At 56.9% G+C, this 13,807-nt stretch carries 13 protein-coding genes; 3 read left to right on the top strand and 10 right to left on the bottom strand.

The annotated features are described in order from the left end of the window. Window positions 1-47 precede the first annotated feature (47 nt). From GOX75_RS11825 to GOX75_RS11845, 5 genes are read right to left on the bottom strand one after another with little or no spacing between them, the layout of a single operon-like run. Complete coding sequence (locus GOX75_RS11825) at window positions 48-1,172, bottom strand: substrate-binding domain-containing protein (protein ID WP_171123323.1); 1,125 nt, start codon at window positions 1,170-1,172, stop codon at window positions 48-50. Window positions 1,173-1,204: 32 nt separating this feature from the next. Continuing rightward, window positions 1,205-2,158 (bottom strand): ABC transporter permease, encoded by a 954-nt coding sequence (locus GOX75_RS11830; protein WP_171123325.1) that lies wholly within the window; start codon window positions 2,156-2,158, stop codon window positions 1,205-1,207. Then, entirely contained in the window at window positions 2,155-3,120 is a 966-nt protein-coding gene (locus tag GOX75_RS11835) for an ABC transporter permease (protein WP_171123327.1), read from the bottom strand. The genes GOX75_RS11830 and GOX75_RS11835 overlap by 4 nt, the downstream gene beginning before the upstream one ends. Continuing rightward, window positions 3,117-4,637 (bottom strand): sugar ABC transporter ATP-binding protein, encoded by a 1,521-nt coding sequence (locus tag GOX75_RS11840; RefSeq protein ID WP_171123329.1) that lies wholly within the window; start codon window positions 4,635-4,637, stop codon window positions 3,117-3,119. Before GOX75_RS11840 ends, GOX75_RS11835 begins: the two co-directional genes overlap by 4 nt. After that, window positions 4,634-5,482: a sugar phosphate isomerase/epimerase gene (locus tag GOX75_RS11845; RefSeq protein ID WP_171123331.1), complete on the bottom strand. Its 849-nt coding sequence runs from the start codon at window positions 5,480-5,482 to the stop codon at window positions 4,634-4,636. Before GOX75_RS11845 ends, GOX75_RS11840 begins: the two co-directional genes overlap by 4 nt. Before the next feature lie 109 nt (window positions 5,483-5,591). Here GOX75_RS11845 and GOX75_RS11850 point away from each other — a divergent pair, with 109 nt between their 5' ends. Further along, a complete protein-coding gene (locus tag GOX75_RS11850; RefSeq protein WP_171123333.1) occupies window positions 5,592-6,605 on the top strand; it encodes a LacI family DNA-binding transcriptional regulator in 1,014 nt (337 codons plus the stop codon). A 543-nt stretch (window positions 6,606-7,148) separates the two neighbouring features. Here the strand turns inward: GOX75_RS11850 and GOX75_RS11855 are convergent. Further along, window positions 7,149-7,928: an adenylate/guanylate cyclase domain-containing protein gene (locus GOX75_RS11855; RefSeq protein WP_171123335.1), complete on the bottom strand. Its 780-nt coding sequence runs from the start codon at window positions 7,926-7,928 to the stop codon at window positions 7,149-7,151. Between the two features lie 24 nt (window positions 7,929-7,952). Then, a complete protein-coding gene (locus GOX75_RS11860) occupies window positions 7,953-8,318 on the bottom strand; it encodes an alpha/beta fold hydrolase (RefSeq protein ID WP_171123337.1) in 366 nt (121 codons plus the stop codon). A gap of 439 nt (window positions 8,319-8,757) precedes the next feature. Here GOX75_RS11860 and GOX75_RS11865 point away from each other — a divergent pair, with 439 nt between their 5' ends. Both GOX75_RS11865 and GOX75_RS11870 read left to right on the top strand, forming a co-directional pair. Further along, on the top strand, window positions 8,758-9,540 hold the full coding sequence (locus GOX75_RS11865; protein ID WP_171123339.1) for a lysophospholipid acyltransferase family protein: 783 nt from the start codon (window positions 8,758-8,760) through the stop codon (window positions 9,538-9,540). Window positions 9,541-9,852: 312 nt separating this feature from the next. Further along, window positions 9,853-10,068, top strand: coding sequence for a hypothetical protein (locus GOX75_RS11870; protein ID WP_171123340.1), 216 nt, complete (start codon window positions 9,853-9,855; stop codon window positions 10,066-10,068). A gap of 315 nt (window positions 10,069-10,383) precedes the next feature. Here GOX75_RS11870 and xylA read toward each other — a convergent pair whose 3' ends face one another. Genes xylA through GOX75_RS11885 form a run of 3 tightly spaced genes read right to left on the bottom strand, consistent with a single transcriptional unit; the run spans window position 10,384 to window position 13,802 of the window. Then, window positions 10,384-11,691 (bottom strand): xylose isomerase, encoded by a 1,308-nt coding sequence (gene xylA / locus GOX75_RS11875; RefSeq protein WP_171123342.1) that lies wholly within the window; start codon window positions 11,689-11,691, stop codon window positions 10,384-10,386. 9 nt (window positions 11,692-11,700) lie between these two features. Then, the gene (locus tag GOX75_RS11880; protein WP_171123344.1) at window positions 11,701-12,504 is read right to left on the bottom strand and encodes an ATP-binding cassette domain-containing protein; all 804 of its coding nucleotides are present in this window, start codon (window positions 12,502-12,504) and stop codon (window positions 11,701-11,703) included. Next, window positions 12,504-13,802: a sugar ABC transporter permease gene (locus GOX75_RS11885; RefSeq protein WP_171123345.1), complete on the bottom strand. Its 1,299-nt coding sequence runs from the start codon at window positions 13,800-13,802 to the stop codon at window positions 12,504-12,506. Before GOX75_RS11885 ends, GOX75_RS11880 begins: the two co-directional genes overlap by 1 nt. Window positions 13,803-13,807 lie beyond the last annotated feature (5 nt).

Raw genomic sequence — 13,807 nt, forward strand, 5'->3', positions numbered from 1 at the left:
AAATCCTGTGTGTCAGGCCCCGACCGGGGCCTGACGAGTTAAGGCGATTACTTGCCGCCCCAGCGTTCCGGATAGCCCGGCATGCCTTCGCAGCCACAGGCCGCATAGTGCAGCGGAGGCATGGATGCGTTTACGAAATCACCCAGGTTGTCATTGGTGATCGCCGGCTGCGGCAGGTTCCATTCCGGTCCGGGGATCGCCTCACCATCCAAAATTTTCAAAGCTGCCAGAATGGGCGTGCGCCACTGATAGGTTGGGTAGGTCGGCGCGATGGTGTTCATGCCAATCTCCTGCCATTTCTGCAGAAAGTCCTGCTGGTCCTCGCCAGTGACGATCGGCACGTCCAGACCCATATCCTCGAACGCTTCGATCGCCGCGACCGAGGTTGCGCCCGCGTCCATCCAGACCGCGCCCAACTGGTTGCCGCGCTGGATATAGTCCTCGACAATCGCCTTAGTCTTGGCGCGGTCGCCATCAGTGAACTCGGCACCGACGATGTTCAGACCGGCTTCTTCCAGAATGCGCTTGGCGGCAGAGTAGCGGGTTTCCAGAACGTCCACGCCGGGCAGGATGCGTAGCATCAATACGTCCGAGCCTTCGGGCGCATTGGCGGCAATGAATTCACCGGACTGGATGCCAAAGCCATAGCCGCCGACTGGCTTGATGAACGTGACCGGGCAATCGGTATTCACGCCACGGTCAAACACGATCACTGGCAGTTGCTCGCAGGCTTTTTCAACAGCAGGGGTCAAGGCAGCCGTTGTGTTGGGGGACACGATCAGCGCGTCACAGGTGCCACCGGCCAGCAGGTCCTCGATATCGGCGATCTGTTTATCGTCCGAGCCTTCGGCATCGGTTACAACGAACTCGGCGATGTTGTCATGTTGTTCGACCTCGGCCTGCATGGTGTTCCAACCAACCACGCGCCAAGGGTTGTTCACGCCTGCGTTCGAGAAACAGATCGTGTGCGGGCCATCTTTCTTGAAGCCCGAAGTATCCGCCATCACGTCGCCATAGTACTGCAGCCAAGGGGTTGTCGCATCGCCCTTGGCTGCCGCGCCCAGCATGTCTTTTTGTTTTGCGAATTCGACCGGGTCGTCGAAGTTCTGCGCTTGGGCGGGCAAAGCCAACGCCAGCGTTGTCAGGGCTGTTGCCGTGAATTTGTTGATCATTCTTGTTTCCTCCTCTGAATTGTTTGGGGCGCCTATCCCCCGGATCGGCGTCGTCGGTATCCGGCGATCACAACCGCCGAGATCAAAATCAGCCCTTGCACCACGTCACGGATGGGTTTGGGAAAGCCCAAAATGTTGAGCAGCGTGAACATCGCCTGCAACACCAGCGCGCCTGCGATGGTGGCTCCCACGGTGCCGCGGCCGCCAAGTAACTGCGCCCCGCCAATGACGGCAGCGGTGATGGCCTGCAATTCCAGCCCGACCCCCACATCGGTGGACACGCCCGCGAACCCGCCCAGCAATATTCCTGCGAGTACAGCCGAGACCGAAGACATGACAAAGGCGACAATTCGGGTTTCCGTGAGTGGGACTCCGGCTAACAATGCGGCCTTTGGGTTGTCGCCCATGGCGATCAGCCGCTTGCCATAGTTGGTGCGGTGCATCAGCCACCACATCGCGACGCAGACCACGACCATCACGATCACCGCAACGGGCAGGATTTTGATCAGCGGCAAGTCCTTAATCAGATAACGGCCGAAGAACCGGAAATTTTCGGGCAGGTATCCGCGCGGCGCTCCGCCCGACCATGTCAGGGCAATCCCGCTGAGGGTGATCATCATCCCCAGCGTAGCAATGATCGACGGCACCTTGAGCCACGACACCACCAGCGCATTCACCGTGCCGACGATCACACCAACCCCCAGCATGGCCAGGATAACCCACCACGTCGCGCTGGCATCCCCGTCCAGCAGGATCGAGCTTCCGATCACCGTCAGCGTCACCAATGCCCCCGCCGACAGGTCGAACCCGCCCGAGTTGATGACGTAAAGCTGCCCCACCGCCAAAATCGCAATTGGCGCGGCCCGTTTCAGGAAATTCATGTACCCGGCCGGTTGCAGGAAGTACGGCGAAAGGATCGCGATCGCCACGAATAGCAGAGCCAGAACCAGAAAGACCGGGTTGATCTGTTTCAGTCGGGCCATCATGCCTCGATCCTCCGGCTGCGCACGGCGTAGACGGCGACCGCGGCCACGATGATGACCCCGCGCAGGATTTGTTTGGCAAAGGCATCAACGCCCGCAATGTTGAAGATCGAGTCGATCAGAGAAAAGATCATCACGCCCATCAGCGTGCCCCAAACCCCGCCGCGACCGCCGGACAGAGCCGTTCCGCCAATCACCACCACAGCGATGGATTCCAGATCATAAACCCCGTCCCGACCGATCCACGGCGCGCCCGAGCGTAAGCGGCTTGCCAGATACAGCCCCGCGATAGTGGCGCAGACCGAACAGATCACATGCGCCGTGATAACGACGCGCGTCGTCCGCATCCCCGCAAGCTTGGATGCGTCTGGGTTGCCGCCGACCGAATAGATATTGGAGCCTGCGCGGGTAAAGCGCAGAAAAACCCACGCGGCCACGGTCAGCGCGATCAGGAAAATCAGACTGATCGAGATGCCGGCAACCTGCCCATAGGCAAAAACCTGAAACTCTTCCGGAACCTCTCCGGCAAAGTTGTTGAAGGTCGCGCTCAGCAGCCCTTGCAGGATCAGCGCCATGCCCAACGTGGCGATCAGCGGATTGACCTCAAACTGGGTGATCACAAGACCGTTGATCAGGCCGACCACAACGCCCACGGCCAACACCGCCGCAATTGCAGGCAGCATCATGGATGGATCACCCGACATGATAGAGGACGCAAGCACCGCCGAAACCGAGATCAGGTTAGCAACGCTAAGGTCGATCGAGGCGATCAGGATGGCAAAGGTCTGCCCAATCGCTGTGATCCCCAACGCGATGGAGCGCCCCAGCAGGCCCAGAAGATTCTCAGCAGTCAGATATTGGGTCTGCCCGGTTGCAATCGCGACAGAGACATAGACCGCGATAGCCGCCAAAAGCAGCAGGAATGGGGCCAGCGCGGCAAGATTTTTAGGTCTTGGGATATTCATGAGGCTTCCAATTCCAGATGCGCCTCTGTCGCGGCGTGCATGACTTCGGTTTCGCTGGCGCCATGTCCGAACTCGGCCACGATCTTGCCGTCGCTCATAACCAGCACCCGGTCCGAGATGCCCAACACCTCGGGCAGGTCGGATGAGATCGCCATGACTGCCGCCCCCTGTTGCGCCAGTTTGCGCATCTGGGCGTAGATCCCCGCCTTGGTGTTGACGTCGATGCCTCGGGTTGGTTCGACAAAGATCAAAACCTTAGGGGCCAAGGACAGCCAGCGCGCAACGATGGCCTTTTGTTGATTGCCACCGGACAGAGACTGAATCTCGACCTCGTAATTCGCAGCGCGCAGATCGAACGCATCAAAAAGCGCGTCCATCTGATCGAGCGTTGTGATCGGCGTTTTATCCGGCGCGCCCAAGGTGCCGGAAAAGGCCCGGGCCGAGATCATGCCGTTGTCACGGACCGATTGCATCAGCATCAACCCCTCGGCCTTGCGGTCGCCGGGCAGCATCGCAATCCCGGCCTTGGCGGCGCTGCGCGGGCTGGTAAGAGGGACAGATTTCCCATCGACTGTCACGGTGCCGGTTTCAAACGGCTCTGCCCCGAACAAAGCCAGCGCCAGCGCTGTGCGACCTGCCCCCTGAACGCCTGCAAACCCGGTGATCTGGCCTGCGCGCAGCTCAAGATCAATGTCGAACAACCGGTCATTACCGCCACCACGCACTGTCAGAACCGCATCGCCGATTTCTTCCGGTGTCGCAGGTTCGGGATAGAAGTGCCCAATATCGCGCCCGACCATGGCTTCGACGATCCGGCCGGTTTCGGGCACATGGTCAAAGGCAGCAGCGACTTTGCCATCCTTGATCACTGTGACACGGTCCGCCAGACGACGGATTTCGCGCATACGGTGGGTAATGTAGACAATCGAGCGGCCCTGACCGCGCAGATCATCAACCAGTTGGAATAGCAGATCACACTCGGTATCGTTGAGGGCCGCAGTCGGCTCGTCCATGACGATCACTTGCGCATTCAGCGACAAAGCCTTGGCAATCTCGACCATTTGCTGTTGCGCGACATCCAGATCGCTAACCAAAGTTTCCGGGCCGAAACGATGACGGTCGCCAAACAGCGCCAGCACGTCCTGCGTTTCGCGCCGCATCTTCTCGGTATCCAGCAGGCCCCAACTGCGTGTGGGTTCACGTCCCAGAAAGATATTCTGGGCAACCGTTCGGTCGGGCAGCAGCGAGAATTCCTGATAAATCACGCTGACGCCTTGCGCGAGCGATTCAAGCGGGTGCTGGAACCGGACCTTCTGACCGCGCAGGAAAATATCGCCCTCTTCAGCCTGATAGACGCCCGACAGCACCTTCATCAAAGTGGACTTACCCGCGCCATTTTCGCCGACCAGAGCGTGAACCTCGCCCGCACGGGCGGAAAAACTGACCCCGTCCAGTGCCTTGATGCCGGGAAACACCTTGGTGATCTCCTTCATCTCAAAGATGATATCGCCGCTCATGCCTGCGCCCACACATTGCGAATGAACATGGCACTGTCGCGAAACAACTGCGGATGATCCTCGAACATCGGCCGCCAGATTCGGGTGGCTGCAGCAAGTTCAGGGACGCCTGCGCCAAAGGCCTCCATCACCACCCATCCGTCAAATCCGGTCTTCTTGACAGCAGAGAACACCGCACCAAAGTCGATCTGTCCCGTGCCGGGCGTGCCCCGGTCGTTTTCCGAGGCATGCAGAACGTTGATATGACCGGACAGGGAGGCAATCGCCTGTGCCTGATCCTTTTCCTCAATATGCGCATGGAAGGTGTCGTACATGATCCCAAAAGCCGGGTGGCCGACCAGCTCACAATACTGCGCGGCCTGTTCGGCAGTATTCAGGAAATGGGTTTCGAACCGGTTCAAAGGCTCCAAAGCCAGCAGCATGCCGCGCTTGGCCGCTGTGCCTGCCATGTCGCGATGGGCTTCTGCGCCGCGCTGCCATTCGTCAGCCGTCGGGCCGCTGCCGGTAAAGTGTCCGATGGGCGCATGAAAAGGCCCGCCGATCGTTTGCGCGCCAAGTGCTGTCGCACAATCCAGTATCCAATTCAGATGCGCGACACCTCTGGCCCGAACCAGAGGATCTGGGCTGGTTGGATCTGCTTTGGGGTCAGGAACAATCGCGGTGCAGGTCCTCTCAAGCCCGAGTGCATCGAGTTGAGCGCCCAGCCAGGCGTAGTGGTCTGGCTGCCCTTCCAAGACGGGAATTTCGACACCGTCATACCCGGCCTCAGCAGCAAGCTGACAGAAATCCAGTTGCGCTTCGCCGATCAGCCCGCCAACGCATAGAAGATTAACTCCCAGCTTCATTTCCCCTCCCAAGGCCAAAAAAGCATCTTTGCCGCGAATCTATGTAATCGTTTTCATGATGAATGTAAACCATTACATTTTTTGTTTCACGCTGCTATAAGCTTTCAACATGACAAGAAGTTCGACCAAAAGGCCCACAGTTCGGGATGTTGCCAGAGTTGCCGGTGTCTCAACCGCAACGGTCAGCCGGGCATTGCAATCTCCTGATATCGTGTCCAAAAAAACTCGGGATGCGGTTTTTGCGGCAGTCTCCGAGACAGGATACAGCGTCAATACAGCAGCACAGATGCTGCGGCGCAACCGGTCGGGTACGGTTTTGGTTATCCTTCCAGATATTGCCAACCCATTCTTTTCCAAGATCCTGTCGGGCATTGAAGAGGTCGCGACCCGCGCCAGTCTGACGATCCTGATCGGCAACACCAATGGGGACGACGCGCGCTATGAAAATATCCTCGAAAACCTGCGCAACGGGCGCGCGGACGGGGCCTTGATTCTGAACGGAACTGCCCCCCCTGACGGAATACTGCCCGAGGGCACTCCGATCGTGTCAATCTCGGAACGTCCAGAGGGCGCAGGCTACGCGCATGTCGGGACCGACAACCAGAAGGCCGCGTTTGATGCCACGCAATATCTGCTTGCCCAGGGGCATCAGAGGATCGCGCATGTCACCGGACCTGAAGGCAATGCGCTGACCAAAGACCGGCGGGCCGGATATATTCAGGCGATGACGGAAACCGGCCTAACGGATCAAATCTGCACCATTCCCGGCGGCTTCACTTACGGCGATGGAGAGCGGGCAGCGGATCACCTGTTCGCGCAGCATCCAGATACCACCGCTGCGTTCTGCGCAAATGACGAATCCGCGATGGGCGTCATCCGGGGCCTACAGAAACATGGATACTCGGTCCCCGGCGAAATTTCCGTCATGGGTTTCGACGACGTGCCGTTTTCACGGATTTTTCAGCCTGAACTGACGACGGTGCATCAGGCGCGGAATCTCATCGGGCAACGTGCGATGGATATCCTTCTGGACCTACTCGAAGATAATACAGCACCTGCAGAATTGATGTATCTGGACCACACCATCGTGACACGAAACAGCGTTGCCAGACCGCGCTCATAAGGGTCAAGAGTGGCCGAGGGCCAAACCCTCTTTGAGTGTTTTCCGCCCCATCCGTCGCCTCCTGTATTCGCCAGCGAGTAAGATACGCGCCCATCCGAACACGGCAATGTTGATGAACTCGGTGCCATTGTCCGAAACGATGGTTATTGGAGCACCCTGCTGACCAATCAGTCGGTCCAATTCCCTCGTGACCCGCAAGCCAGATAGCAATTTGCCGCCAACCAGCACCAGGTTCTCTCTCCCGCGGCCATCCACCAGAGTCACGATAAGGAAGCGACGGCTGTCAATCTACGCATCAGATCCGAATTCGAGGCCTCAGAGCTCGTTAGCTCTATCCAGCACGACCACCGGCCCATGGTAACCAGAACCCGATGGAGTATAAGAAATGAACAGAAACGGGAAAATAGAGAGACCCCAGTGTCTACGTTCCTGATCAATTATACTAGACGACAAAGAGGTTTTGGGGCGGGGACAGAGGACCCAATGCACTCGCTACCAATCACACGCGACCTTATGAGCGACTGATTTTCAACCCCAGAGAGATCACGCGACGGCGTACAACACCCAGTCACCCTGAATTCCCTTGAAACGGTGGGTCCCAACTTGCTCAAACTCCAGACCCGAACCAGCCGTCAGTTCTCGAACAATGGATGACACGTGGCACGAACCTCCGGGCGTTACATCTAGGATTCGGGCGGCCATGTTGACCGCGATGCCTGAAACATCTTGACCGCGAAGCTCGCATTCTCCGGTGTGAACACCAGCGCGCAGAGTAAGCCCCAGTTTTGACATTTCGAACTGAAGCTCGCGCGCGCAACAGACGGCTCGGCTCGGCCCAGAGAATGTGGCCAAAACACCGTCGCCCATTGTCTTCACGAGGTTGCCTCCATGACGGGCGATAATTCGAGCCGCTGTGGTGTCGTGGGCATCAATCAACTCTCTCCAGCGGGCATCCCCCATTTCCTCCGCAGCTTTGGTCGATCCTACAATGTCGGTCATCACGATCGTTGCCAGGATACGGTCGCCAAACTCAGCGCTTTCCGGGGCGCCTACGAACGTAGCGATCTCGTCTGCAACTTCATCTACGTCGCCGACCCATGGCAGGTGGTCTTCGCGCTCAAGTATCTTCAGGCTTCCATAAGGAAGGGTGTCGGCAATGTACTCTGCCTCGTCGAGCGAGACTGTACGGTCGCCGCGCGAATGGAGCACCAGCGCAGGGACATGCACAGCGGATAGGATTGGTCGAATATCGAGTTCGTAATTTAATCGGGTGATGTTGACCGCAGTTCCAGGGCTGCCAGACTGGACCAATAGCCGACTCATGAACGCTTGTTCGGCGGGATCTTCCTAGACGCTTGGGGCACGCTCGGACAGAAACTCAGCAGTGTCGCCCCAGTTCTGTTGCATATTCTCAAGAAACTTTTCGAAATCGTCCCGCCTCACCCCGAAGGGCCAGTCAGGTTTCCAAGCGCGGCATGCATAGGAACCGACCAGAACGACATTGCTGACCCTTTCTGGATAGCTGGCAGCGAACATTGTCGTCATGTTACCGCCTTCGCTAACACCAAATTTTGATGCTTTTTCCGAGCCCGTCGCGTCCAGGACAGCACGTATGTCATCGGTGCGCTCTTCCAGCGTTGGGGCACCCACCTCGCGATCGGACATCCCAGTTCCGCGCTTGTCGAACAAGATAAGTCTGCTACGCCCAGCCAATTTTGAAAGGAAACGGTTGTACCCAGGGTGTTCCCAAACAACATCTATGTTGTGAAGCTACCCGGATGCATAAACTAAATCCACGGGACCATCACCTACGACCTGGTAGGCTACCGCGACGTTACCGGCAGATGTGAACTTAGTCTGAGGATTATCCATCTCCTGCGCCCCAAGACGTTCATTTGTTGAAAATGGACCAATGCCGAATCTGCGACAACTGCCGGGTGTTTAACGACCGATTGCAATGGCTGGTTTCAGGCTTAAGCCAGCCATTGCAATCGTCAAAGTCAGACTTTCTGTTGATGTACCCTGGCCATTGCCGCATAGAGGCGGGGTGCAGGGTGCTTGTCGGGCCGTGCGCCCAGAGGGCAGGCAGCAAATGCCAGACGTAGAAACCTCTTGAACCTCTCCCGGCAGTCATCACACCGGACGGGAACCTATGTCACTCCAGCCTCAAAAGGAAAGGTCTGCACTAGCGGCCATTGACCCGGCTCGCCTGCGGGTCATAAAACGCGCCGCGTTGTTCCTGCTGGGTCCATTCTATTTCCTGTACATCGCCTTTGTGCCCTTGCTTTGCGGTAAACGACAAGGTTTTCGCGGCTGGTACTGGCCGCTGGTCAAACGTGCCTGTTCGCGGCTTCTGTGGCTGCTGAGTATCCGAACAGAGATGACACAAGCGGATAGGGCCGAACTGGCCGCCGACACCAACAGCATCATCGTGATCAACCACCGCAGCCATCTGGATGGGTTCGCTTTGATGGACGTCATGCCCGACGCCAAGTGGATCACCTTCGCCGCCAAAAAGGAGCTGTGCGATGCGGCTCTGCTACGCCGTGGATTCAAGGGCGCAGGGCTGGTAGAGATTGACCGGAAAAGTGGCGCGGTGGCGCTTGAGACGCTTACCGATGCCGTCCGCGCCATGCCTGAACGCCGCTCTGTCGTGTTGTTCCCAGAGGGCACGCGTACCAGTTCCGAAAGCCTCGGCACGTTCAAAGCCGGAGCTGTAATAGTCGCGCGCGCCACCGGTCGCACGATACGGCCCATTGTAATTCATGCATCCGACGCGCTTATGCCGCGCGACAAACACTTGCCCAAAAGCGGGAGGATCCGGGTCGAGGTACTGCCGTCATTCACCTGCGATCACTCCGTTTCAGTGGACGAAGACGTGGATCGCCTTAGAAACGAAATGGTGACCGTTTTCGACGCAGGGTTAAGTAAGTAGGTCTGTGATCCTTCGCTGCCCCGGCATTTCCAACAGCCTGACTAAGGTCCGCCTTGGGCACGCATCGATTTCGCGCTGCATTAGGCTTGACCGACAGCTCCGCCCCAACCCACCGGCACCTGTGGCGACCCGTGTCGCCAACTGTGCCCCCGCTAGCAAGTTGGTGGCGCGGGTTTAACTTTTTCAGTCAGCTAATCGCCAGAACTCCAATAAAATGACTTAAATTCACAAGTCAATTCAGGTGTCTACCCCTACCTGAGGGGCAAGTCATACACCCCATCTATGATTTGCCCTCCAAAAGGAGTTGACGCCATGACCGAGGCTGATCGGCAGCAGATTTTGAACGAAGTGCGCAATGACCTCATGCAATGCCAGCTCAAGATGCGTCGCATTGCAGAGGCAGATATGCGCCATCATTCAGCCAAACGCGGGTCGATCAAAACCCGTGACCGGGTCGGTGTGGTTCGTCTAGCTTACGCTAACGAATTGAAGCTTTTGGCTCGGCAAATCGGCAGCATGAAAATCTGATGAACCTGAATGCACAGTCGTGAAATTTGGAGCCTGTATCAGTCGACCTCGTGCTCAATCTCGAAATGCACCTGAAACGGCCACAGTTTCTCTGGCTAGCGGGAAAGTCTCTTGGGACTTATCGGGCGTTAAGAGTTGAGCAGCAAGTTACGCAAGCCACTCGCATCATCAAACTAAGCGCACGAGGCCGGAAATTGGTCCTTCCCGGCCGGAATGTTCTGATGGGAACCGCTTATTCATGAACGAAAGCAACGAACGACTTAGGCCGTTCTGATCCATGTTCTTTTGACAGTACCCGGTTGCAGTTTTTCTTGGCTACACAAACCTGTTCACATAATTTTCCAGAATTTCCTGACGCCCGGATCGCGGTTCAGGGTTGGTATTATCCCGCAGAACACGAGCGGAAATTTCTTCCAGACTGCTGTCCAACATGGACGCCGCTTCTAGTGTACTCCAACCGGAATACCGTTCTGATAACGCGTCCTCCAAACCGCCGTCATCAATCATGGCGGCCGCAGCTTTCAAGCCTCGGGCACAGATGTCCATTCCACCAACATGGGCTGCGACAAGATCTTCTGCGTCAATGGATTGGCGCCGTACCTTTGCGTCAAAGTTTGTGCCCCCGGTCGTAAAACCACCGGCCTTCAGAATGTAGTAATAAGCCAAGGCAACCTCTGGCGTGTTATTCGGGAACTGGTCCGTATCCCACCCGGACTGGTAATCGTTTCGATTCATGTCGATCGAACCAAGCATCCCTTCGGCAGCAGCGACCGCAATTTCATGCTCGAAACTGTGCCCGGCCAGGATCGCATGCCCCTGCTCGAGGTTCAATTTGACCTCGCCCTCCAAACCGTACTTCCTGAGAAATCCGATACACGTCGCCGCGTCGTAGTCGTACTGGTATTTGGACGGCTCCTGCGGTTTGGGCTCCACGAGAATAGTGCCCTTGAACCCAATTTTGTGCTTGTACTCAACGACCATGTTCAAAAACCGGCCCATATGGTCCAACTCGGCCTTCAAATCCGTGTTCAAAAGGGTTTCATAGCCTTCCCGGCCACCCCAAAGAACATAGTTTTCACCGCCCAGCTTGTGGGTCGCATCCATGCACGATTTCACTGTTGCTGCAGCAAATGCAAACACTTCAGGATCAGGGTTTGTGCTGGCACCAGCCATCCAACGGCGGTGGCTGAACATATTGGCCGTACCCCAAAGCAGCTTGGTGCCAGACGCCTGCATTTTTTCGCCAATGTAATCGGTGATTTCCTCAAGGGTTCTCAGATTATCGGCAAAATTGCCCTGCTCTGGCCGAATATCAGCATCGTGCCAGCAAAAGAATGGCTGGCCCAGAAGATCAAACAGTTCAAAAGCAATGTCCGCCTTTAGGCGCGCGCGACCCATGTCATCTTGTGGATACCACGGGCGTTCGAATGTAGGCCCGCCAAAGGGGTCGCCCCCCTCCCATGCGAATGAGTGCCACCACGCCACAGCAAACCGCAGATGGTCTTCCATCCGCTTGCCCATGATAATTTCGTCCGGGTTGTAGTGCCGGAACGCCAATGGGTTCTTGCTGTCTGCGCCTTCAAACTGGATCTGCTCAATCCCATCAAAAAATCCACTTGGCATGTCTGCCCCCTATTCTGCTTTTTGTGCTGGCTGCTTGCCCAGAATGATCATTGACAAAAGGTCGTCATCCGTGACGTCCGCAATATCGACCGTCCCAACCAATTTGCCGTTCTTCATGACCGAGGCGCGGTCACACAGTTCCATAACGGCATGCACGTCGTGGTCGATCAGGAATATGCCTATGCCTTGCGCCTTTAGCTGGTGGATCAGATCAGCCACCATCTGAGTTTCATGCGGCCCAAGCGCTGCTGTCGGCTCATCCATGATCAGAATGCGTGCGTTGAAATAGACGGCTCGCGCGATCGCCACAGATTGTCTTTGACCACCCGACAACGCAGAGACAGGGTCATTGAACTTCTGAAAGTTCGGGTTGAGTTGCGCCATGATCTTGCGGCATTCGGCCTCCATGGCTGCGTCGTTGACCAAACCAAAAGGCGTCGTCATCTCGCGCCCTAGGAACAGGTTCGATGTCGCGTCCAGATTGTCGGCCAAGGCGAGCGTCTGATAGATGGTCTCGATGTTATTTGCGCGCGCATCGCGAGGGTTAGCGATCTCGACCGGCTTGCCATCAATCAAAATCTCGCCGTGATCCATTTGATAAGCGCCCGACAGGACCTTGATCAGCGTGGACTTACCGGCCCCGTTATGCCCCAGCAGCCCCACGACTTCACCCGGATAAAGATCGACCGACACATGGTCGACGGCTTTGATTCCACCGAAGGAGATCGAAATATCGCGCATCTCGACCAATGGCGCTTCGCCAGAGCCGCGTCCAGACTTCACAGAGGTTTCATGCGTATCCTGAGCTTGCATCACTTGGTCCCCAATCGCTTGCGGTAGACGATGTCGATATAGACGGCCAACACCAGAACGCTGCCGACGACAATGTTCTGGAACGGCGCGTCAACGCCAACCATTGCCATGCCCGATTGCAGCGCCTGCATGATCAATGCGCCAAGGATCGCACCATAAATGGTGCCGATGCCACCAGACAACGCGGTCCCACCAATAACAGCGGCCGCGATGACCCGTAGTTCGTCCAGCGTTCCGATATCGTTCGAGTGGTTTGCAAGGCGCGCCGAGGCGACCACAGCAGAAACGGCGCACAAAAAGCCCATCAGCGCAAAAATCTTAACGGTCAGCAGTCGCGTATTGATGCCGGAAAGCTCAGCCGCATCCGGGTTTCCACCGGTGGCAAAGATATAGCGTCCAAAACGGGTTTTCCGCGCTACGATCGTCAGGGTTACCGCGACGATGATCAGGATGAGGACAGAAATTGGTATGCCGTACCCGACGACCAGCCCCTCCGGCATAGTTTCGCCGCGTGCTTCGAACATACGTTGCAGCCGACGTGTCGGAATGGCGTAGCTGTTTACGATGTAGACGTACCCAAGTATGGCGAGTGCGATGATCCCGGCCAGAGTGGCCTCGGCCCAAACAGGTTTGACGGGGAAGCCATGTGCCGCTTTTGCACGTCGACCGCTCCACAAAGCCCAAATGGCGACCGCCGTAGCGAACAAACCAAACAGCCAGCTTGTTGTGGTTCCAAGCGTTCCGTTGGTTCCGCCGAACATCAGGAATGTACTGTCCAGCGGACCAATCGTTTGGCCGCTGGTCAGATACCACGCCACGTTTCTCCAAACCAGGAATCCACCAAGCGTGACAATGAATGCTGGTATCGTCAGATAACCGACCATCCAGCCATGAAGCGCACCAATCAGCGTGCCCACTAACAGCCCGACGACAATGGTGATCGCCCAGGTTGCAGGATTGTTCAAACCCATCCCAAGTACCTGCGGCAACAGCTCGGTTTGCGTCATTGCCATCACTGCCGACGTTGTCGCCAGCAATGCTCCGACCGACAAATCTATGTGCCGCGTGACGATTATGAACACCATCCCGCACGCCATAATGGCAACCGAAACCGTCTGGATGGACAGGTTGAACAGGTTCCGAGGCGTTAGGAACCGGCCATCCGTAAAGATGTTGAACCCGATGCACAGGATGACAAACGCGCCGATCATTCCCAAAAGCCGCATGTCCAGTTCCAACTGCTGGAACAGGCTGGGTTTCGCTTTTTCAGGTACCGGCTGAGACGAAGTTTCGGTCATTTCCG

Origin of the sequence: Ruegeria sp. HKCCD7251, from assembly GCF_013031165.1 — a bacterium.
Lineage (GTDB): Bacteria > Pseudomonadota > Alphaproteobacteria > Rhodobacterales > Rhodobacteraceae > Ruegeria.

Coding starts and splice junctions, on each gene's coding strand:
- GOX75_RS11835 (WP_171123327.1), bottom strand. CDS start 3,120: ATGAATATCCCAAGACCTAAAAATCTTGCCGCGCTGGCCCCATTCCTG.
- GOX75_RS11845 (WP_171123331.1), bottom strand. CDS start 5,482: ATGAAGCTGGGAGTTAATCTTCTATGCGTTGGCGGGCTGATCGGCGAA.
- GOX75_RS11865 (WP_171123339.1), top strand. CDS start 8,758: ATGTCACTCCAGCCTCAAAAGGAAAGGTCTGCACTAGCGGCCATTGAC.
- xylA (WP_171123342.1), bottom strand. CDS start 11,691: ATGCCAAGTGGATTTTTTGATGGGATTGAGCAGATCCAGTTTGAAGGC.
- GOX75_RS11830 (WP_171123325.1), bottom strand. CDS start 2,158: ATGATGGCCCGACTGAAACAGATCAACCCGGTCTTTCTGGTTCTGGCT.
- GOX75_RS11870 (WP_171123340.1), top strand. CDS start 9,853: ATGACCGAGGCTGATCGGCAGCAGATTTTGAACGAAGTGCGCAATGAC.
- GOX75_RS11880 (WP_171123344.1), bottom strand. CDS start 12,504: ATGCAAGCTCAGGATACGCATGAAACCTCTGTGAAGTCTGGACGCGGC.
- GOX75_RS11840 (WP_171123329.1), bottom strand. CDS start 4,637: ATGAGCGGCGATATCATCTTTGAGATGAAGGAGATCACCAAGGTGTTT.
- GOX75_RS11855 (WP_171123335.1), bottom strand. CDS start 7,928: ATGAGTCGGCTATTGGTCCAGTCTGGCAGCCCTGGAACTGCGGTCAAC.
- GOX75_RS11850 (WP_171123333.1), top strand. CDS start 5,592: ATGACAAGAAGTTCGACCAAAAGGCCCACAGTTCGGGATGTTGCCAGA.
- GOX75_RS11885 (WP_171123345.1), bottom strand. CDS start 13,802: ATGACCGAAACTTCGTCTCAGCCGGTACCTGAAAAAGCGAAACCCAGC.
- GOX75_RS11825 (WP_171123323.1), bottom strand. CDS start 1,172: ATGATCAACAAATTCACGGCAACAGCCCTGACAACGCTGGCGTTGGCT.